The 19,448-nt window shown below is 70.6% G+C and carries 24 protein-coding genes; 13 read left to right on the top strand and 11 right to left on the bottom strand.

Going from position 1 to position 19,448, the window contains the following annotated elements; genetic code table 11:
- Positions 1–78 precede the first annotated feature (78 nt).
- Positions 79–750, top strand: a complete 672-nt coding sequence (phoU, locus tag OQ02_RS02785) for a phosphate signaling complex protein PhoU (protein WP_033436545.1) — start codon at positions 79–81, stop codon at positions 748–750.
- A 6-nt stretch (positions 751–756) separates the two neighbouring features.
- On the opposite strand, the gene OQ02_RS02780 is transcribed toward phoU, so the two are convergent.
- The 10 genes from OQ02_RS02780 to OQ02_RS02735 all read right to left on the bottom strand — a co-directional run bounded on the left by OQ02_RS02780 (position 757) and on the right by OQ02_RS02735 (position 10,047).
- Positions 757–1,554 (bottom strand): ESX secretion-associated protein EspG, encoded by a 798-nt coding sequence (locus OQ02_RS02780; RefSeq protein ID WP_033436544.1) that lies wholly within the window; start codon positions 1,552–1,554, stop codon positions 757–759.
- Complete coding sequence (locus tag OQ02_RS46600; RefSeq protein WP_051771575.1) at positions 1,551–3,104, bottom strand: PPE domain-containing protein; 1,554 nt, start codon at positions 3,102–3,104, stop codon at positions 1,551–1,553. The genes OQ02_RS02780 and OQ02_RS46600 overlap by 4 nt, the downstream gene beginning before the upstream one ends.
- A 19-nt stretch (positions 3,105–3,123) precedes the next feature.
- The gene (locus tag OQ02_RS02770) at positions 3,124–3,624 is read right to left on the bottom strand and encodes a DUF3558 family protein (RefSeq protein ID WP_231499871.1); all 501 of its coding nucleotides are present in this window, start codon (positions 3,622–3,624) and stop codon (positions 3,124–3,126) included.
- Between the two features lie 54 nt (positions 3,625–3,678).
- Positions 3,679–4,074 carry a hypothetical protein gene (locus OQ02_RS02765; RefSeq protein WP_231499870.1) on the bottom strand — a complete coding sequence of 132 codons (396 nt, stop codon included), beginning with the start codon at positions 4,072–4,074 and terminating at the stop codon, positions 3,679–3,681.
- A 170-nt stretch (positions 4,075–4,244) separates the two neighbouring features.
- Positions 4,245–5,021: a phosphate ABC transporter ATP-binding protein PstB gene (gene pstB, locus OQ02_RS02760; protein WP_033436541.1), complete on the bottom strand. Its 777-nt coding sequence runs from the start codon at positions 5,019–5,021 to the stop codon at positions 4,245–4,247.
- 10 nt (positions 5,022–5,031) lie between these two features.
- Positions 5,032–5,946 carry a phosphate ABC transporter permease PstA gene (gene pstA / locus OQ02_RS02755; RefSeq protein ID WP_033436540.1) on the bottom strand — a complete coding sequence of 305 codons (915 nt, stop codon included), beginning with the start codon at positions 5,944–5,946 and terminating at the stop codon, positions 5,032–5,034.
- Entirely contained in the window at positions 5,943–6,998 is a 1,056-nt protein-coding gene (gene pstC / locus OQ02_RS02750) for a phosphate ABC transporter permease subunit PstC (protein WP_033436539.1), read from the bottom strand. The genes pstA and pstC overlap by 4 nt, the downstream gene beginning before the upstream one ends.
- 34 nt (positions 6,999–7,032) lie before the next feature.
- Positions 7,033–8,151, bottom strand: coding sequence for a phosphate ABC transporter substrate-binding protein PstS (gene pstS, locus OQ02_RS02745; RefSeq protein ID WP_033436538.1), 1,119 nt, complete (start codon positions 8,149–8,151; stop codon positions 7,033–7,035).
- Between the two features lie 192 nt (positions 8,152–8,343).
- Complete coding sequence (gene mshD, locus OQ02_RS02740) at positions 8,344–9,222, bottom strand: mycothiol synthase (RefSeq protein WP_081915337.1); 879 nt, start codon at positions 9,220–9,222, stop codon at positions 8,344–8,346.
- A gap of 69 nt (positions 9,223–9,291) precedes the next feature.
- Positions 9,292–10,047, bottom strand: coding sequence for a response regulator transcription factor (locus OQ02_RS02735; RefSeq protein ID WP_033436537.1), 756 nt, complete (start codon positions 10,045–10,047; stop codon positions 9,292–9,294).
- Between the two features lie 229 nt (positions 10,048–10,276).
- On the opposite strand from OQ02_RS02735, the gene OQ02_RS02730 reads away from it, so the two are divergent.
- From OQ02_RS02730 to OQ02_RS02690, 10 genes are all read left to right on the top strand, one after another.
- Positions 10,277–11,086: an alpha/beta hydrolase family protein gene (locus tag OQ02_RS02730; RefSeq protein WP_231499842.1), complete on the top strand. Its 810-nt coding sequence runs from the start codon at positions 10,277–10,279 to the stop codon at positions 11,084–11,086.
- Positions 11,083–11,880 carry an LmeA family phospholipid-binding protein gene (locus OQ02_RS02725; RefSeq protein ID WP_033436536.1) on the top strand — a complete coding sequence of 266 codons (798 nt, stop codon included), beginning with the start codon at positions 11,083–11,085 and terminating at the stop codon, positions 11,878–11,880. Before OQ02_RS02730 ends, OQ02_RS02725 begins: the two co-directional genes overlap by 4 nt.
- 1 nt (position 11,881) lies before the next feature.
- Positions 11,882–12,307 carry a TlpA family protein disulfide reductase gene (locus OQ02_RS02720; protein WP_033436535.1) on the top strand — a complete coding sequence of 142 codons (426 nt, stop codon included), beginning with the start codon at positions 11,882–11,884 and terminating at the stop codon, positions 12,305–12,307.
- Between the two features lie 66 nt (positions 12,308–12,373).
- On the top strand, positions 12,374–12,451 hold the full coding sequence (locus tag OQ02_RS47090; protein WP_360462167.1) for a putative leader peptide: 78 nt from the start codon (positions 12,374–12,376) through the stop codon (positions 12,449–12,451).
- 105 nt (positions 12,452–12,556) lie between these two features.
- Entirely contained in the window at positions 12,557–13,009 is a 453-nt protein-coding gene (locus tag OQ02_RS02715) for a DUF4395 domain-containing protein (RefSeq protein WP_033436534.1), read from the top strand.
- Between the two features lie 26 nt (positions 13,010–13,035).
- Positions 13,036–13,881, top strand: a complete 846-nt coding sequence (locus OQ02_RS02710) for a sulfurtransferase (protein WP_033436533.1) — start codon at positions 13,036–13,038, stop codon at positions 13,879–13,881.
- A 2-nt stretch (positions 13,882–13,883) separates the two neighbouring features.
- Complete coding sequence (locus OQ02_RS02705) at positions 13,884–14,183, top strand: DUF1416 domain-containing protein (protein ID WP_033436532.1); 300 nt, start codon at positions 13,884–13,886, stop codon at positions 14,181–14,183.
- A 216-nt stretch (positions 14,184–14,399) separates the two neighbouring features.
- Positions 14,400–15,035 (top strand): FABP family protein, encoded by a 636-nt coding sequence (locus OQ02_RS02700; RefSeq protein ID WP_033436531.1) that lies wholly within the window; start codon positions 14,400–14,402, stop codon positions 15,033–15,035.
- Positions 15,036–15,124: 89 nt separating this feature from the next.
- Complete coding sequence (locus OQ02_RS02695; protein ID WP_033436530.1) at positions 15,125–15,730, top strand: 5-oxoprolinase subunit B family protein; 606 nt, start codon at positions 15,125–15,127, stop codon at positions 15,728–15,730.
- An 83-nt stretch (positions 15,731–15,813) separates the two neighbouring features.
- Entirely contained in the window at positions 15,814–16,656 is an 843-nt protein-coding gene (locus tag OQ02_RS02690) for a biotin-dependent carboxyltransferase family protein (protein WP_033436529.1), read from the top strand.
- A 291-nt stretch (positions 16,657–16,947) separates the two neighbouring features.
- Here OQ02_RS02690 and OQ02_RS02685 read toward each other — a convergent pair whose 3' ends face one another.
- Positions 16,948–17,790 carry an aminodeoxychorismate lyase gene (locus OQ02_RS02685; RefSeq protein WP_033436528.1) on the bottom strand — a complete coding sequence of 281 codons (843 nt, stop codon included), beginning with the start codon at positions 17,788–17,790 and terminating at the stop codon, positions 16,948–16,950.
- Positions 17,791–17,824: 34 nt separating this feature from the next.
- Between OQ02_RS02685 and OQ02_RS02680 the strand changes: the two genes are divergently transcribed.
- Together OQ02_RS02680 and ygfZ are read left to right on the top strand one after the other, a co-directional pair.
- Positions 17,825–18,274 (top strand): Fur family transcriptional regulator, encoded by a 450-nt coding sequence (locus OQ02_RS02680; protein ID WP_033436527.1) that lies wholly within the window; start codon positions 17,825–17,827, stop codon positions 18,272–18,274.
- Entirely contained in the window at positions 18,271–19,362 is a 1,092-nt protein-coding gene (gene ygfZ, locus OQ02_RS02675) for a CAF17-like 4Fe-4S cluster assembly/insertion protein YgfZ (RefSeq protein ID WP_033436526.1), read from the top strand. The genes OQ02_RS02680 and ygfZ overlap by 4 nt, the downstream gene beginning before the upstream one ends.
- Positions 19,363–19,448: the final 86 nt, after the last annotated feature.

Raw genomic sequence — 19,448 nt, 5'->3', positions numbered from 1 at the left:
CCGACTGGACGTCTTGGGTTCACCACGGGTTCACCGGGGTGGGTCGCTACCGCGATGACGTCACCGTAGTCTGACGTCATGCGTGAGGCCTACCACGACCAGCTCGGACACCTCGCCGACCAGCTCGCCGACATGTGCGGGATGGCCGGCGACGCGATGGAGCGAGCGACCACCTCGCTGCTCGGGGCGGACCTCGCCCTCGCCGAGCAGGTGATCGGTGACGACACCAAGATCGACGACGTGCGCGCCGACATCGAGGAACAGGCGTACGCGCTCCTGGCGTTGCAGGCGCCGGTCGCGACCGACCTGCGCATCGTGCTCGCGGTGATCCACGCGGCGGAGAGCGTGGAGCGGATGGGCGACTTGGCGCTGCACGTGGCCAAGGCCGCGCGGCGCAGGCACCCGAACCCGGTGCTGCCGGACACGGTGCGGCCGTACTTCTCCGAGATGGGCCGCATCGCGGTCGAGCTGGCGCGCGAGGCGACCGACATCATCCGCACCCAGGACGTGGCGCGGGCGCGGTCGCTCGAGGACGCCGACGACGCGATGGACGACCTGCACCGGCACCTGTTCACGGTGATCATGGACAAGGACTGGGCGCACGGCGTGCCGGCCGCGGTCGACACCACGCTGCTCGGCCGGTTCTACGAGCGGTTCGCCGACCACGCCGTGTCGGTGGCCAAGCGCACCGTTTTCGTGGTCACCGGCCGGATGCCCGGCTACCACGGCACCGGCACCGAGTCGCCCTGAGCGTCGTCAGTTGAGCAGGCCGTTCAGCTCCTGCGCGAGCTGGCCGGCGATGCGCGCGTTGTCGGCGGGGGCGTGGGTGAGCCACTTCTGGCCGTCCTGCCCCTGCCGGGTCTGCGACATGTAGCGGCCCAGGTCGTTGTCGAACCACGCGACCTGGGGAGCCCGCTGCTCCCGACCGTGCCTGCCGCGGACCGTGACGCCGAACTGGCCGGCGCGCAGGCGGGGGCGTTCGAACACCGATTCCAGCGCGCGGACCTGCGTCGACGCGGTGGAGCGCGGTGCCATGGCCTGGGTGAACGTGGCCTGGCCGAAATCGTCGTCCCGGCGCGGCGGTGGCGGCGGTGCGGACGTCGGCATCGGCACCGTGATCGACTGGCCGGGGCCGGGGCGTGACGGTGGGACGAGGTCCACGACCGAGCGCAGCACCGCGGCCGAGCGCATCAGGTCGACCTTGATCTGCCGGTCGTCCATCACCGCGAGGGCCGCGTTCTCACCGGACGCGCCGGCGCGTGCGAGGAGCTGGCGTTCGACGTTGCGGGCGTCGAGCGACGCCACCGCGTTGAGGGAGAAGTCGAAGCGCACCAACAGGGTGAGCGCTTCCTCCACCTCGGGCGCGACCCGGCCGCGATGGGCCAGGCCGCGCTGTTCGAGGTCGCGGTACACGGCGTTGCGGATGCCGCGCCGCTCGTCCATCGTGTGCCCGAGGTACGGGAATTCGAACGGGTAGGGCCGGCTGCCGAGCTTCAGGTCTTCCCAGAGCATGTCGGCCGCCGCGAACGACAGGGCGAACGAGAACACGCTCACCCGCCGATGACGGGCGGGGCGACCATGGTGCCGTCGCCGAAGACGTCCTCGGTCTCGACCAGGTAGGACGCGGCCTTGTGCTCCTTGTCCTCGTCACCCTGCCCACGACCGCCCGCGCCGCCCATGCCGCCGGCCGCACCCATGCCGGCCGCGCCACCGCGACCGGCCGCACCGGCGCCACCAGGACCGCCGCTGCCGCCAGGGCCGAAGCCGCCCGCGCCGGACCGGTGGGAGTCACCGAGCGCGCCGGCGCTGCCGCCGGGACCGAAGCCGCCCATGCCACCGCGACCCGCCGCCGTCTGGCCGCCGGGACCGCCCATACCCGGGCCACGTCCACCGCCGCTGCCGCCAGGGCCGGTGGGGAAGCGTCCGCCGCCGGGGCCGTTCGGTCCGGTGGGACGTCCGGTGGGCGGCATGTTCGGCCGTCCGTTGGGGCCGTTGGGCGGGTAGGTGCCGATGTTGGGCGGGTAGGGACCGGGGGTGTTGGGCGGGAGGTTCGGGCCGCCGCCGGGGCCGGACGGGTAGGTCTGGCCGCCACCGCCGGGGCCGGGGCCGTTCAAGCCGGACTGGTTCGTGTTGCCGCCGGGGGCGGGGATCGCGCCGAAGTCACCCGTGCCGGTACCCGTGCCCGTGCCGGTACCCGTCCCGGTGCCGGTGCCCGTGCCGACGCCGCTCGGCATGGTCGGCCGTCCGCCGACCTCACCCGTGCCCGTCCGGCTCGGATCACCGGTGCCGCCACCACCCTCCATCGGCGGCGGCGGGGCGAAGGCGGGCATCGTCGAGCCCGACTCCTGGAAGCTCGTGGACATGGTCGTCATGACCTCAGCCGCCCGTTCGTGGGCCTGCTGCTTCTCCTCGAACTTCTGCTCGATCTGGTCGATCGTCTCGGCCCACTTGAAGGGGTTGGGCTCGGAGAAGAACATCTTGTAGGCGTCGGCCGTGCTGAATTCGACCGGTTCCGGCATCGAGTTCTTGGCCTGCTCGGCGGCCGTGCTCTGGGCGTAGAGCTTGTTGCCGGTGAGCTGCGCGCCCTGTGCCGCGTTGCCGGACCAGGTGGCGACGCTGGTGAAGTACCCCTGGGCCGACTCCGCCGCCGCGCCCTGCCAGGCGCCCTTGCTGGCCGTGGTGGCGCTCGTGAGGTTGGACTGGAGCTCGGCCAGCGTGTTGCCGATCTTGGTCCAGGCCTCGCCCTGCTCGTTCGCGGTGCTGGGGGCCATGTTGTCGGTGACCATGGCCTTCAGCTCTTTGTGGTCACGGGCGAGGTAGTGCGAGCCGGTGGGCGTGAGCGGCGGGCGGTAGCTCTCCACCGCCTGCTCGAGCTGCCGCTCCTGCTCGGCCTGGTACTGCGCGGACTGCGCCTTGTAGCGGGCGTAGTCGGCGACGGTCTCGAACATGCCGAACAGGCCCGGGTTGTCCTGTTGCCCCCGCTCGAACTCGGCGCGCAACGCGGCCTCGTTCTCACCGGCGTAGGTGACCTGGGTCGCCTGGCTGTTGCCTTGCGGCTGCGGCGGCGGCGAGTAAGACGGCGGCTGCGAGTTCGGCGGCGTCACGACGTTCTCCCCCCTGGGGTTACTTCGGCAGCTTCGGTTCGATGGCGGTGGCGACCTTGGTCGCAGCGTCGCAAGCCGCTTGCAGCGAGTTGTCCGAGGAGGAGATCACGTCGACCCTCGACGTCGGACTAACCTCCACAGCCACGAGGCACGAGGTCTTGGTCCCAGGTGCTTCGACAAGCCTGGCCTTGCGCGAGCCAATGGAGGTGTCGGTCTTCTTTCCGTCACCCACAGCGTCAGCGATCGCCAATTCGGGCTGAGCCTTGATCGACACGCTCACGGTCGCCGAGAACTCGGCGCCGCACGCGCTGCGGCTCTCCTCCTCGATCTCGGTCAGGTTCAACTGTGCCGCGATGGAGTTCAGGACCTCACACGAGTCGAAGTCCACGAGCGAATCCCCACCACCGGGAGGCTTCGTCGTGGTGCTCTTCGCCGTCTGCTCCGCCGTCGGCGACGACGTGCTGGTTCCCGGCGTGGCCGTTCCCCCGGTGGTGCAGCCGGTGACAACAGCGCCCAGCACTGTCAGCGCCAAGACGACGCGGGCCGAAGATCCCTTGATCAACTGACTCCACCCTCAGTAGCGTTTGTAGGTGCTTGCGTTCGAGCTGTCGACCTCACGATAGTTCTCGATCGCCTTCTGCATCGCCCCACGCGCCTCGTCCAACGCTGTCCGCAACTGCTCGATCGCCGGGACGATGCCGGTCGTGCCGGCGCCACCTTCGGCGCTCTCCTTGTTGTAGCGCGCCATGGCCGTGCCGTCCGGGCTGGTTCCGAGCTTGACGTCCTGACGCAACAAGCCGAGCTCTTGGTCGATTTTGCGCAGGTCCTGCATAGCGGCGTCGATCGCCTTCAGGTAGGCCTGGGCACCGTCTTCGCTGATCGCGAACGAGCCCGACTCGGCGGCCTGCTTGAGACCGACCATGTTGGCCGTCATCGCCTGCATGGACTGTGCGCTCCACGCACCTTCCATCGCCACGGTTACCCCCTGCAAGTCTGCCGATCCCAGCCGTCACGGTACCCCCGAAAGGAGGACCATGTCTCGATTTTGACGCTAGGGGCGGGTCGCTGGTTCCACCGTCACCCGAACGCGCAAGAGCCCTCCCACCAGCGGCGGGAGGGCTCTGACGGGGGGAACCGGGATCAGCCGAAGCGGCCGGAGATGTAGTCTTCCGTGGCTTTCTGGCTGGGGTTCGAGAAGATCTTCTCGGTGTCGTCCACCTCGATCAGCCGACCCGGCTGGCCGACGCCCAGCAGGTTGAAGAACGCCGTCTGGTCGCTGACCCGCGCAGCCTGCTGCATGTTGTGGGTCACGATGACGATCGTGTACTCCTTCTTCAACTCCGTGATCAGGTCCTCGATCGCCAGGGTCGAGATGGGGTCGAGCGCGGAGCACGGCTCGTCCATCAACAGCACGTCCGGCTGCACGGCGATCGCCCGCGCGATGCACAACCGCTGCTGCTGACCACCCGACAACCCACCACCGGGCCGGTCGAGGCGGTCCTTGACCTCGTTCCACAGGTTCGCCCCGCGCAACGACCGCTCGGCCACCTCGTCGAGCTTCTTCTTGTTCCGCTCACCCGCCAGCTTCAGCCCGGCCACCACGTTGTCCCGGATGGACATCGTCGGGAACGGGTTGGGGCGCTGGAACACCATGCCGATGGTCCGGCGCACCTGCACCGGGTCCACGGAGGACGCGTAGATGTCCTCCCCGTCCAGCAGCACGGTGCCCTCCACCCGCGCTCCGGGCGCCACCTCGTGCATGCGGTTCAACGACCGCAGCACGGTGGACTTGCCGCAACCGGACGGGCCGATGAACGCCGTCACGTTCTTCGGCGGCACGGCGAGCGAAACACCGTCCACGGCGTGGAACTTGCCGTAGAACAGGTTGAGGTCTTTCACGTCGATGCGCTTGGCCATGACCGCCCGCTCACTTCGTCTTCGGAGCCAGCCACCGCGAGATCACGGTAGCCAGCAGGTTGAACAGCGTGATGATGATGACCAGGGTGATCGCCGCACCCCAGATCCGCTCGAAACCGGCCTGCGTCGGGTTGTTCCGCTCCGACGTCATCAGCAGCGGCAGCGACGCCATCGGTCCTTCGAACAGGTTGTAGTTGATGTACGGCGCGTAAGCGGCGAGCACGAGCACCGGGGCGGTCTCGCCCATGACCCGGGCGAGGGCCAGCATGATGCCGGTGATGATCCCGGACAGCGCCGTGGGGATGACGACCTTCACGATCGTCTTCCACTTCGGGATGCCCAGCGCGTAGGACGCCTCGCGCAGCTCGTCCGGCACGATCTTCAGCATTTCCTCGGTGGTCCGCACGATCACCGGCACCATCAGCAGCACCAGCGCCAGCGACACCGCGAAACCGCTGCGACCGAAGCCGAAGTACGTGATCCACAGCGTGTAGATGAACAGCGCGGCCACGATGGACGGCACGCCGGTCAGGATGTCGACCATGAACGTGGTGGCGCGGGACAGCTTGGACCGGCCGCCGTACTCCACCAGGTACACACCGACGAACAGGCCGAGCGGCACCGACAGCACACCGCACACCAGGCCTTGCACGAGCGTGCCGTAGATCGCGTGGTAGACGCCGCCGCCCTGCTGGCGGGACAGCAGACCGGACAGCGACTTCTGCCACCAGTCGCCGTCCAGCACCACCGGGAACCCGCGTTCGACCACCACGAACAGCACCCAGATCAGCGGCACGATCGCGACGAGGAACGCCCCGTACACCAGCGCGGTGGCGACGGCGTTCTTGAACTTGCGCGCACCGGAGACGCTCTGGAACGTCGGCGGCGTGGCGAGGCGGTTCAGGTCCGCCGTGTCGGTCGTCATTCGTACTCCTTGTGACCGGCGACGATGGACCGGGCGATGGCGTTGACGCCGAAGGTGAGCACGAACAGCACCAGGCCGGCGGCGATGTAGGCGCCCGCGGTGCGCGGGTCGTTGAACTCGGGCGCGGCCAGCGCGATCTTCGACGCGAACGTCGCGCCGCCGTCGAACAGGCTCCACGCGAACGCCGCGCCGGTGCCGCTGAGGATGATCGTCAGCGCGATCGTCTCACCGAGCGCCCGGCCGAGGCCGAGCATGGAGGCGCTGACGTAACCGGCCTTGCCGAACGGCAGCACCGTGGTCCGCACGACCTCCCACTTCGTGGCGCCCAGCGCGATGGCGCCTTCGACGTGGGTGACCGGGGTGCGGTCGAACACCTCGCGGCTGACCGCGGTGATGATCGGCAGGATCATCACGGCCAGCACGATGCCGGCGGTGAAGATGGTGCCGCCCAGCTCGATGCTGACGTTGCCCTCGGCGAACAGCGGCAGCCAGCCGAGGTTCGAGGTCAGCCACTCGCCGATCGGGGTGAGCACCGGGCCGAGCACGAGCAGGCCCCACAGGCCGAAGATGATCGACGGCACGGCGGCCAGCAGGTCGATGACGTACGCGAACGGCCGGGCCAGCCGGCGTGGCGCGTACTGGGTGAGGAACAGGGCGATGCCGAGGGCGATCGGCATCGCGATGACCAGGGCGAACGCGGACGACACCACGGTCACCAGGAACAGGTCCAGGATGCCGTACCGCATGTTGTCGACGTCGCCGGTCGACCACTCGCGGCTGGTCAGGAAGTTGACCTGGTCCAGCGCGAGCGACGGGATGGCCTGGAGCAGCAGGAAGACGCCGATCGCCGCGATCAGGACCACGATGAAGATGCCCGACCCGGTGGCCAGGCCTGCGAAGATCCGGTCACCCGGCCGGACGATGGTCTTCTGGTCGGCTTCCGTGGTCGGGGGAATCGGAGCCTCCGAGTCGGGTCGGGCAGCCGGAACGCCCGCGCGGGCACCGGTCGAACCGGTGCCCGCGGGGCGTGGGGCCACTGTGCGGTCGTTCATCGCAATGGCGTTCCCGAGAAGTGTGCCGGCCCGGTCAGGCGATCGCCTTGATGGCGGTCAGCAGCTTCTCCTGGAAGGCCTGGGGCACGGGGGCGTAGCCCGCGTCCGCGAGGCCGGCCTGGCCGTCGGTCGCGGCCACCGTGAGGAACGCCTTGACGGCCTTCGCGGTGTCGGCGTCGTAGCCCTTCGAGCAGACGATCTCGTAGGTGGCGAGCAGCAGCGGGTAGGTGCCCGCCTCGGTGGAGCCGTAGATCGAGTCGAGGTCGAGCACCAGGTCGTTGCCGGTGCCCTTGATCTTCGCGCCGTCGATGGCCTTGCCGACCGACGCGTCGTTCAGCTCGACCGCGCCGGAGCCGTTGTCGATCTTGGCGATGGACAGCTTGTTGTCCTGGGCGAAGGACAGCTCGACGTAGGTGATGGCACCGTCGACCGAGCCGACGGCCTGCGCGACACCGGCGGACTTCTCCTTGGCCTCGCCGACACCGCCCTTGAACTGCTTGCCCGCGCCCTGCGTCCACGCGCCCTTCGAAGCGGCGTCGAGGTACAGCTGGAAGTTGTCCGTGGTGCCGGACTCGTCCGAGCGGTAGACGACCTTGATGTCCTTGTCGGGCAGCTTGGCGCTGCCGTTGAGGGCGGCGACGGCCGGGTCGTTCCACTTCTTCACGGTGCCGTTGAAGATCTTGGCGACGAGCTCGCCGGACAGCGTGAGGTCGGTGACGCCCTCCAGCTTGTAGCCGACCGCGACGGGGCCGAACACGAGCGGCAGGTTCCACGCCGGGTTGCCCTGGCAGCGCTCGGCCGCCTTGGCGACCTCGCCCTTGCTCTCGGACAGCGGCGAGTCGGAGCCGCCGAAGTCGACCTGACCACCGATGAACTGCTTGACGCCCGCACCGGAACCGGAGGCGTTGTACGCGAGGTCAGCGCCCTGGCACTTCTGCTGGTAGGCCTGCACGAACGTGTCCATCGCGTTCTTCTGCGCCGAAGAGCCCTCTGCGCTGAGCTTCGACTTGCCGCCGCAGTCGACCGGGGTCGACGACTCGCCGGTCGCCGGCGCCTGGCCCTGCGGGGTGTTCGCGTCGCTTCCACACGCGGTGAGCAGAAGCGCACCGGCCGCGATCAGGCCGAGAACGGCGCCGTGTCGCTTGGTCTTCACCTGGAGTCCTCCAGCTACGGAACGGATGTCGCGGCGCACATCCGCCGCTCGACACGGACGGTAGGTAGCGAGGGTGGACAGGCCCCCAGGAGAAGGTGAACGAGAGGTGAACTCCACACGGGAGGTGACCGAGTACACCGCCGAATGAGTGTCTCGTGACCTGCACGTTTGCATGGCGTGATGGGTTTGTCACTACCGGGCGTATTGGACGTCCGAGTCCCAGCGCGTGAAGCCCAACCGGTTGTACACGGACAGCGCCGCACCGTTGTCGGATTCGACGTACAGCATGACCTCACCGCGCCCCGAGTCGCGGAGGTGCGCCAGGCCCGCGAGGGTGATCGCCTTGCCGAGGCCGCCGCCCTGCGCGTCCGGGTCGACGCCCACCACGTACACCTCGCCGAGGTCCGCGGTGTGCGTCTTGGTCCAGTGGAAGCCGAGGAGCCGTTCGTCGCGGTCGACCGCCAGCAGGAAGCCGGCCGGGTCGAACCACGGCTGCTCCTCCTTCTGCCGCAGGTCCTCGATGCTCATCGCGCCCTGCTCGGGGTGCCAGGAGAACGCGCGGTGGTTGACGTAGACGACGGCCGCCTCGTCCCGGCGGGGCACGAACGGGCGCAGCGTGACGCCGTCGGGCAGCACGGGCTCGGGCAGGTCGGCGTCCAGCGGGCGGCGCAGGCGCAGGAGTTCGCGCACCTTGCGGTAGGAGAACTTGGCGGCGAGGGCTTCGGCGCCGGGGTGCCCGCCGTGCGACCAGGCGCGGAGCGGCTTGGGGCGGTCGGCGACCGCTTCGAGCAGCGCGGTGCCGACGCCACGACGGCGGTGCTCGGGGTGGACGGCCAGCTCGGCGACCTCGTTGCCGTCCGCGTCGCCGAAGACGTCCACGTGCAGGTAGCCGACCAGCGCGCCACCGTCGTGGACCAGCAGGTGGTTGCTGCCGGGTGCGCCGGGCCGCAGCCGCAGCACGACGGCCTCGCCCACGGGTGCGACACCGTCAGCGGCTTGGGCATCCCCGAGCAGACCGGTGACCTCGTCGGCCTGCTCGGGGGACAGCTCCTCGATCCACGTCGATTCCACCCCACAAACCTACTCAGCCACGCCCCTGCTCAGCCACGCCGCGAGGTCGCGTCCGCGAAGCGTCGGCCATCACGCCCGGAAGATCAGCTCGGCCTCGTCGATCGTCGTCTCCGGCGCCTCGATCGCGTGCTCGACGCGGCGGGCGCTGCCGGGGCGCGGCGGGCGGACGAACTTGTAGCCGACGTTGCGCACGGTGCCGATGAGCGACTCGTGCTCGGGGCCGAGCTTCGCGCGCAGCCGTCGGACGTGCACGTCCACGGTCCGCGTGCCACCGAAGAAGTCGTAGCCCCAGACCTCCTGGAGCAACTGCGCGCGGGTGAACACCCGGCCCGCGTGCTGCGCCAGGTACTTCAGCAGCTCGAACTCCTTGTAGGTCAGGTCGAGCGGACGGCCGCGCAGGCGGGCCGTGTAGGTCGCCTCGTCGATGACCAGCTCGCCGAGCTGGATCGAGCCGTCGCCACCGGGCTGCGTGGTGCCGCGCCGGGAGCGCACCAGGCGCAGCCGGGCGTCCACCTCGGCGGGGCCGGAGGTGGGGAGCAGGATCTCGTCCACGCTCCAGTCGGAGTTCACCGCGACCAGACCGCCCTCGGTGACGACCGCCACCACGGGCACGTCCACCCCGCTGGAGTCGAGCAGCCGGCACAGGCTGCGGGCGGCGACCAGGTCGGTCCGCGCGTCCACCAGCACGATGTCGTGGGGGCCGGCTTCCAGCAGCGCCGACACCTCCGGGCGCAGCGGGCGCACCTCGTGCGGGAGGAGCGACAGCGCGGGGAGGACCGCCTCGGGGTCGGAGTCGGTGGTCAACAGCAGCACGTCGATACTCATCGCGGCGCCCTCTCGTTCGGCCGGTGCGTGGTCACCGACCAGGCATCAGCGAAGTACGGTGACCGGGCCCCGTTGCCTGCGGATGACGGAGACGATACCGGTGCACACCACGAAAGACCCAGGTCAGCAGGACAGAGTCACAGTTGTTTCCACAAGCGTCACGCCTGTTACATCCATGTCACACGACGCTGTCCTCCTGCACGGCCTGCATGTGAGATCAACACCTTCTGTGACGGATCTCGCCTTCGTGGTGGGCCACGGCTTCACGAACCACGTCCGAAAACCTTTCGTCAGCCGGGTGTTGCGGCGGTTCGCGCACCATGGCGGCGTCGTCGCGCTGGACTTCCGCGGCCACGGCAGGTCCGCCGGGCGCTCCTCGGTCGGGGATGACGAAATCCACGACTTGGCGGCCGGCGTCGCCCTCGCCCGGAGGCTCGGCTACCGCCGCGTCGCGACGGTCGGCTTCTCCATGGGCGCGTCCATCGCCCTGCGCCACGCGGGGCTGCACGACGACAAACCGGACGCCGTGGCGGCCGTCAGCGCGCCGTCGCGCTGGTGGGTGCGCGACACGGTGGCCATGCGCCGCGTGCACTGGCTCCTGGAACAGCCGCACGGCAGGCTCGCCGCCCGCGCGCTGGGCGTCCGCCTCGGCCCGCCGTGGGCGACGCCGCCGGAGAGCCCGCTGGAGGTCGTGCACCGCATCACCCCGACCCCGCTGCTCATCGTGCACGGTGAAGAGGACCACTACTTCGGCCCTGCGCACGCCGTGGCGCTGCACAAGGCGGCGGGCGGCGGTGCGGTGCTGTGGCTGGAGCCCGGCATGAGGCACGCCGAGTCCTCGATGACGCCCGCTCTGGTAGACCGGGTGGCGATCTGGCTGGACGAGCACTCGCGGCCGGCCTGGAACGACCACCCCACCGACGACGAGCACACCGACAACGAGCACACCGACAACGACCGCACCGCACACGGCGACCACACGGGCTACACCGCACACGGCGACCACACGGCCGACCACCGGACAGAGGGCAGGCGATGACCGCGACCGAGACGAAGCGTCGTCCCACCAGGGGCCGCAAGCTGATCATCGCCGCGCTGGTGGTCGGCGGGCTGCTGGTCGCGGCCGACTTCGGGTTGGCCGCCGCGGGCGAGTACCAGGTCGCGCAGAAGATGCGGCAGAAGCTCGGGCTGAGCGAGGACCCGTCGGTGCGGATCAACGGCTTCCCGTTCGTCACGCAGGCCATCGCGGGCGACTACCGGGACATCGAGATCAGCGCCACCGGCGTGCCCGTGCGCGACCAGCTCCGGGACCTGGAGATCCACGCCAACCTCCGGCACGTCCGCATCGGTCTGTCGGATCTGCTGGCCGGCAACACCCGCGGCGCGAAGATCGACCAGGTGCAGGGCAGCGTCAAGATCAAGGCGAACGACCTGAACCGGGTGGTCAACCAGGTCACGCCGTTCACCGACATGGCCATCGAGCCGGACACCCGCACCGAGCTGACCGCCGGGCAGCAGGCGGACCCGGCGGTCGCGGCGGTGAAGCTGTCCGGCAACACCACGGTGGCCAGCCGCAAGATCCGGATCACCGCGTACGGCACCGTGGCGCTGGCCAACGGCGACGTGGTGATCTCGATGAACGACGTCGAGCTGGACGACACGTCGCTGGCCGGGCTCGACGCGGTGCTCGGCGTGGTGCGCGAGGCGCTGAGCGTGACCATCCACCCCGGCGAGCTGCCCTTCACGGTGACGCCGACCGCTGTCAAGGTGGAGAGCGGCGCGCTGACCGTGGAAGGCGCCATCAGCGACATCCCGTTGAACGAGGCAGGCTGAGATGACCGGGGTCTGGGCACTGCTCGGCGCGGTCGCGGTGGTGGCCGTGATCGGCGCGGTGCTGCGCACGCGGAACGGTCGGGTGCGGGCGGCCAGGCCCGGTGTCCGCCTGCCCGCGCCGGTGCGCGCCCTCCTCGACCCGAACACGCACGTCACGCTGCTGCAGGTGTCCACGACGTTCTGCGCCACGTGCCGGCAGACCAAGGCGCTGCTCGAAGAGCTCGCCCACCGCACCGAAGGGCTGCGGCACGTCGAGCTCGACGTGACCGACCTGCCGGACGTCGCCGCCGAGCTCGGGGTGCTGCGCGCGCCGACGACGCTGGCCCTCGACGGGACCGGCGCGGAACTGCTGCGCGTCGGCGGCGTGCCCAAGCGGGATTCGCTGATTGCGGCTTTGCGCCCACACCTACCTGGGCCGATCGGGTGAACCTGCCGACTCCCACCTGATGGACGCCCCTCCCGACAGCAGGGATGAGCGGCTAGTCTCGAACGCATGACCACGCTGCTGACCAAGCGACTCGCGGTGGACCTGTGCCGCGTGCGCAGCAGCCTGTGTCGCGCGGCGCGCTGACCGGGCGGTCCCCGGCAGTCCGCACGCCCTTGACGGGCGTGTGCGCCTGCCCTACCACCGCCTGAAGACGGACTGCCCAGTCTTGTCCACCGTCAGGAGGTCGCCGTGCCGAAAGATGCCCCAGTGGACCCGCGAGGTCCCCGTTTCAGCGCCTGGATCACCACCGCCGTGCTGGCGGTCGTCCTGCTGACCGGGTCGTGGCGGTTGCTCGCCGCACAAACCGTGCTGTTCGCGATGTGCGCGTTCATCTCGCTCAAGCTCAACCCGTGGGGCCACCTCTACCGGTACGCCGTCCAGCCGAGGATCACGCCGACCAGCGAGCGCGAGGAAGCCGGCCCGCTGCGGTTCGCGCAGGGCGTCGGGTTCGTGTTCGCGCTGATCGGCACGGTCGGCTACGCCTCCGGACTGACCGCGCTCGGGGTCGTCGCCACGTCCGCCGCGCTCGTCGCCGCGCTGCTCAACGCCGCGCTCGGCCTGTGCCTCGGCTGTGAGCTGTACCTGCTCCTGCGCCGCCACGCACCCGCACTAGCCCGACCCCAGTCGACACCGTCGCAGTAAGAACGAAGAAAATTGGAGCAGCTTCGATGAGCCGTGAAGACGTCCTGGTCTCGGCCGCTTGGGCCGAGGAGAACCTCGCCACGCCCGGCGTGGTGTTCGTTGAGGTGGACGAGGACACCTCCGCCTACGACGGTGGCCACATCCCGGGCGCGGTGAAGATCGACTGGAAGACCGAGTTGCAGGACCCGGTCCGCCGCGACTTCGTGGACCGCGCGGGCTTCGAGAAGCTGCTGTCCGCCAAGGGCATCTCCAACGACGACAACGTCATCCTGTACGGCGGCAACAACAACTGGTTCGCCGCGTACGCCTACTGGTACTTCAAGCTCTACGGCCACGACAGCGTGAAGCTGCTCGACGGCGGCCGGAAGAAGTGGGAGCTGGACGGCCGCCCGCTGGACAAGGAGCAGGTCGACCGCGAGGCGACCAGCTACACCGCCCAGGAGCAGAACCAGGCGATCCGCGCGTTCCGCGACGAGGTCGTCGACGCGATCGGCAACAAGAACCTGGTCGACGTGCGGTCGCCCGACGAGTTCTCCGGCAAGCTGCTCGCGCCCGCGCACCTCCCGCAGGAGCAGGCGCAGCGCGGCGGCCACATCCCGAGCGCGATCAACGTGCCGTGGAGCAAGGCGGCCAACGAGGACGGCACGTTCAAGTCGGACGAGGAGCTGGCCGAGATCTACGGCGCGGCCGGGTTCGACGGCTCGCGCAAGACGATCGCCTACTGCCGCATCGGCGAGCGCTCGTCGCACACGTGGTTCGCGCTGCACGAGCTGCTCGGTCACGAGGACGTGAAGAACTACGACGGTTCCTGGACCGAGTACGGCTCGCTCATCGGCGTGCCGATCGAGCTCGGCAGCGGCAAGGAGGCCTGATCATGAGCAGCAGCTGTGGCGCACCCGAGCAGGGTGCGGACATCCAGGTGGGCGCGAACGAGGTCGTGCTGACCGGCAAGGTCCGCGCCGACGGCGCACCGGTCGGCGGCGCGTTCGTGCGGCTGCTGGACTCGTCCGGCGAGTTCACCGCCGAGGTCGTGTCCTCCGCCGACGGCGACTTCCGCTTCTTCGCCGCGCCGGGCACGTGGACCGTCCGGGCGCTGCACCGGTCCGGCAACGGGCAGGCGTCGGTCAACGCGGAGGGGCCGGGCGTGCACCCGGTCGAGGTCGCGGTGGCCTGACCGGTCCACACCCCCAGCGGGGAGGAGTGCACGGGTCCGCCCGGCGCTACCTCTCGCCGACCCCGGTGGCGTTCGCCACCGGGGTCGCCGCCGTTCGGGGGTGGGTGCCTAAACTGGGCTGGTGGAACACATCTTCACAGCGCTGCTGGTCGTGGTGTCCTTGATGGTCGTGTGGTTCGCCGGGTACGTCGTGTACCGGCTGTTCTCCGACCAGCGATGAGCGGCGACGCGCCGGTCCCCGGCAGTGGTGACGAGGCCGTCCGGGCCGCCGCTTCGCGTGCGGCGGTGACGGGCGCGCGGAACCTGCCGCAGTTCGACGACCTGCCGATCCCGGCGGACACCGCGAACCTGCGCAGCGGGCCTTCGCTGCACGACGCGTGCCTGGCGCTGCTGCCGCTGGTCGGCGTGTGGCGCGGCGAGGGCGAGGTCGTGTACCCGACGATCGACGGCCCGTACCGGTTCGGGCAGCAGATCACCTTCGCGCACGACGGCCGGCCGTTCCTCTACTACGAGGCCAGGGCGTGGCTGCTCGACGAGGACGGCGCGGTGATCCGCCAGGCCGCCCGCGAGACCGGCTTCTGGCGTCCGCAGGCGGACGACACCATCGAGGTGTTGATCACGCACAACACCGGGGTCGTGGAGCTGTACTACGGCAAGCCGCGCAACCAGACGTCCTGGGAGCTGGCCACCGACGCGGTGATCCGCACGGCGACCGCCAAGGAGGTCACCGGCGGGCAGCGCCTGTACGGCATCGTCAACAACGGCGACCTGGCGTACGTCGAGGAGCGGGCCATGGTCGGCCAACCGCTCCAGCCCCACACCTCGGCCCACCTGAAGCGCATCGTCGGCTGACGAGGTCCCAGCCGACGAGGTCCCCGGTCGGCCGGGCCCTCGGTCGACGCGGGTTGGATTGTTGAACAATCCCACCCTACGCTGTGCCCATGGAGCTGCGGCGGTGCGGCACGGACGCGGTGCTCGTCGAGGTGGACTCGCTCGACGAGGTGGAGGCCGTGCGCGCGGCGGTCGCGGCGGCCGGGTCGCCGGACGTGGTCGAACTCGTGCCCGCCGCCCGAACGGTCCTGATCGTCGCGAAACCCGGCGCGTTGCCGTCGATCCGCAAGATCCTGGCCACCGCTTCCCTGGTCCACCAGCCGGAGGCGGTCTCGGCCGAGGTGGTCATCCCGGTCCGCTACGACGGCCCCGACCTGGACCTGGTCGCCGACACCGCCGGCCTGACCCCCGCCGAAGTGGTCGAGCTGCACACCGGCGCCGCCTACCGGGTCGCGTTCTGCGGCTTCGCCCCCGGCTTCGCGTACCTGACCGGCCTGCCCGAGCCGCTGCGCCAGCCCCGCCTCCCGTCACCGCGCACGAGGGTGCCCGCCGGTTCGGTGGCCGTGGCCGGCGAGTTCACCGCCGCCTACCCCCGCGCCACCCCCGGCGGCTGGCGCCTGATCGGCCGCACCGACGCGCCGCTCTTCGACCCGCGACGCCCCACCCCGGCCCTGCTCGCCCCCGGCCACCGCGTCCGCTTCGAGGCCACCCCATGACCCACCACCCCGTGAGTCCTACGTTCAGAACGCGTGAGTCCTACGTTCAGAACCCCCGAATTCAACGCTCACGCACCCTCACCGTGCTGAGCACCGGCCCCCAGACCCTGATCCAGGACCTCGGCCGGCCTGGCAACGCCCACCTCGGCGTCCCGCCTTCCGGCGCGGTGGACCGGCCGTCGCTCAAGCTCGCCAACCGCCTGGTCGGCAACCCCGAGGACGCCGCCGGCCTCGAAGTCCTCCTCGGCGGGCTGTCGCTGCGCGCCAACGCCTCCTGCACGATCGCGGTGACCGGACCGGCAACGCCCACGTCCGTCGACGGCGTCCTGCGCGACTCGCCGACGCACCTCGCCCCCGGCGAGACCCTGACCCTCGGCACGCCCAGCGGCGGCCTCCGCTCGTACGTCGCGGTCTCGGGCGGCATCACCGTTCCCGCCGAGCTGGGCAGCCGGTCCACCGACCTGCTCTCCGGCCTCGGCCCGGCACCACTGCGGCCCGACGACGAACTACCCCTCGGCGACCCGACCGGCGTGCCGGTGGGTGTCGACGTGCTCGTGCCCGTCCAGGCGCCGGACGAGCTGGTCGTGCCCGTGTTCCTCGGCCCCCGAGACGACTGGTTCCACGACCCGGCACGGCAGCTCCGCGCCGGCCGGTGGACGGTGTCCGACCGCAGCAACCGGGTCGGCATCCGCCTCACCGGCACGTCCCTCGACCGGGTCGCGCGCCGGGTCGCGGCGGAGCTGCCGAGCGAAGGCCTGGTCACCGGCGCGGTGCAGGTCCCGGCGGACGGCCGGCCCGTCGTCTTCCTCGCCGACCACCCGACGACCGGCGGCTACCCGGTGATCGGCGTGGTCCCGGAGCACCACCTCCCGCTGCTCGGGCAGGCCGCGCCGGGCACACCGCTCCGCTTCGCGCCACAGGCCTGAACGAACCCACAGGGCTGAACGGACCCACCGAGCAGGGCGAACCACCCCGGCACGGCGGACGGGCAGGACGAACGGCGATCAGCACTCCGCGACCGGGCACAAGGCTGTGGCCCGAACGCCCGGATCCACGACGGAGCAGACGCAGCGGGCCGGATGTCGAGATCCACGACGGAGCAGACGCTGTGGTCCGGGAACGCCCAGCCCGCCGCGGAGCAGACGCTGCGGGCCAGGAACGCCCAGCCCGCCACGGAGCAAGAGGCTGTGGCCCCGCAAGCCCGGGGCCACGACGTCCTAGTACTCCGACTCGTACAGGTCCGCGACCTCGGCGTGCAGCGCAGCCGAGTCGGTCAGCGTCTTGCCGTCCAACGTGTGCACGCGGGTGATCTTGCGGACGCTCGACGCGAGGAAAACACCGTCCGCCGAGTACAGCTCCTCCACCGCGATCGGCCGCACCTCGACCGTCCAGCCCTCGCGCGCGGCGGCGCGGAACAGCGCGGCCTGCGTGGTGCCGGGCAGGATGCCCAGCTCGGACGGCGGCGTGGTCAGGGTGCGCCCGCGGACCATGACCAGCGTGGACGTCGGGCCTTCCAGCACCGACCCGGACGACGTGGTGAACACGACCTCCGCCGCACCCCGCCGTTCCGCCTCGCGGATCGCGGCCATGTTCATCGCGTACGACAGCGACTTCGCGCCCAGCAGCAGCCACGGCGCGCGGTCCATCAGACCCGGCTCGATCCCCCGGTCCAGGGTGACCGCGGCGATGCCCTCGGCCCGCTGGTCCATCACCTTGGGCGCGATGTCCATCCCCAGCGCGAAACCGGTGGGTGTCCCGTCACCGCCTTCGACGCCACGGGTGTAGACGAGCTTCAACGCGATCTCCGCGCCGCCCGTCCAGTTCGCCAGCACGAGGTCGACGGCGTGCTCGAACGCGGCACGGTCGGGCTCGGGCAGGTCGAGCATCGCCGCCGAGCGGGCGAGTCGATCCAGGTGGGGATCGAGTTCTCGGGGCTTGCCGTCGACGACGAGGATCGTCTCGAAGACCCCGTCGCCGCGCATGAGGCCGAAGTCGTCGACCCGGATCAGCGGGGCGTCGGGATCGGCCAGGGTTCCGTTCAACAGTGCGAGCACGCGCATACCGTGAGACTACTCACGGCCTACCATCGGATTCGTGGACACCGCCAGCGCCCCGAAAGCCCTGCGCAAAACGCTGCACGACCGCGGCATGCGGATGACACCCCAGCGCCAGCTCGTGCTGGACGCGGTGCGCGAACTGGGTCACGCCACACCGGAGCAGATCTGCCAGCGCGTCCAGGTCATCGCGCCCACCGTCAACATCACCACCGTCTACCGCACGCTCGACCTGCTGGAACGGCTCGGCCTGATCCGGCACACGCACCTCGGGCACGGCGCGCCGAACTACTCGGCCGACGAGCACGAGCACGTGCACCTGGTCTGCCACCGGTGCGGGCGGATGGACGAGGTGCCGTGCGAACTCCTCACCCCGCTGGGGGGAACACTCAGGGCGGAGTTCGGGTTCGAACTGGATGCGAGCCACCTCGCGCTGTCCGGCACCTGCCGTGAGTGCGTGTCCCAGAGCGTGCCGAAGGAGTCCGAGTGAATTCACCGCTGTTGACCGCTCCGGGTGCGGTCGCCCCGTTCGAGGGCGTCCCCGACCAGGGCGTGCCGTGGCACTTCGGCGACCCGTTCGCCGAACAGCGCTCGGCCGCGCGGTCGGTCGCGGTGTTCGACCGGTCGAACCGGGCCGTCATCGCGGTGCCGGGTGACGACCGGCTGCCGTGGCTGCACTCGCTGACCAGCCAGCACTTCACCGCGCTCGGCGAGGACCGGGGCACCGAGGCGCTGATCCTGGACGTGCAGGGCCGGGTCGAGCACCACGCCGTGGTGGCGAACGTCGGCGGTGTCGTCTACCTCGACACGGAGCCGTCGCGGTCGGCCGAGCTGCTGGCGTACCTGACCAAGATGGTGTTCTGGTCGAAGGTCGAGCCGCGGGACGCGACGGCCGAGCTGGCGGTGCTGACCGTGGTCGGCCCGGAGATCGCCGGGTTGTTCACCAAGCTGGACCTGCCGCTGCCGGACGGCCCGCACGGCGTCGTCGCGCTGGGTGCGGGGTTCGCCCGCCGCATGGCGTGGCCCGGCCAGGACGCGGTCGACCTGGTGGTGCCGCGGCCCGACCTCGCCGACTGGTGGCAGAAGCTCACCGACGCGGGCGCGCGGCCGGCCGGCAGCTGGGCGTTCGAGGCGCTGCGGGTCGAGTCGCTGCACCCGCGCCTGGGCGTGGACACGGACGAGAAGACCATCCCGCACGAGGTGAACTGGATCGGCGACGCCGTGCACCTGGACAAGGGGTGCTACCGGGGCCAGGAGACCGTCTCCAAGGTGCACAACGTCGGCCGCCCGCCGCGCCGGATGCTGCTCCTGCACTTGGACGGCTCGCTCGAGGTGCAGCCGGAGACGGGCGACCCGGTGCTGGCCGGCGACCGCGTGGTCGGCCGGGTCGGCAGCGTGGCGCTGCACCACGAGCTGGGCACGATCGTGTTGGCGCTGGTCAAGCGGTCCATCTCGCCGGAGACGGAGTTGCTGGTCGGTGCCGAGGAACGCCGGGTGCAGGCGTCCGTCGACCCGGATTCGGTGCCACCGGACACCCCCGGACTCGGCCGTGAGGCGGCCCGCAACCTGGGCCGCTGAATTCCGGTCCGGAAAACCGGCGACTTCGCCTGCCTGCGGTTCCGGGCCGAACGGGTGTCGCCGGCTCGGTGGTCCGGGCGGGTTGT

Source organism: Saccharothrix sp. NRRL B-16314, assembly GCF_000716595.1.
In the GTDB taxonomy this organism is placed as follows: domain Bacteria; phylum Actinomycetota; class Actinomycetes; order Mycobacteriales; family Pseudonocardiaceae; genus Actinosynnema.
The sequence above is the reverse complement of the archived record's forward strand: the minus strand, read 5'-3'. Positions and strand labels throughout refer to the sequence as shown.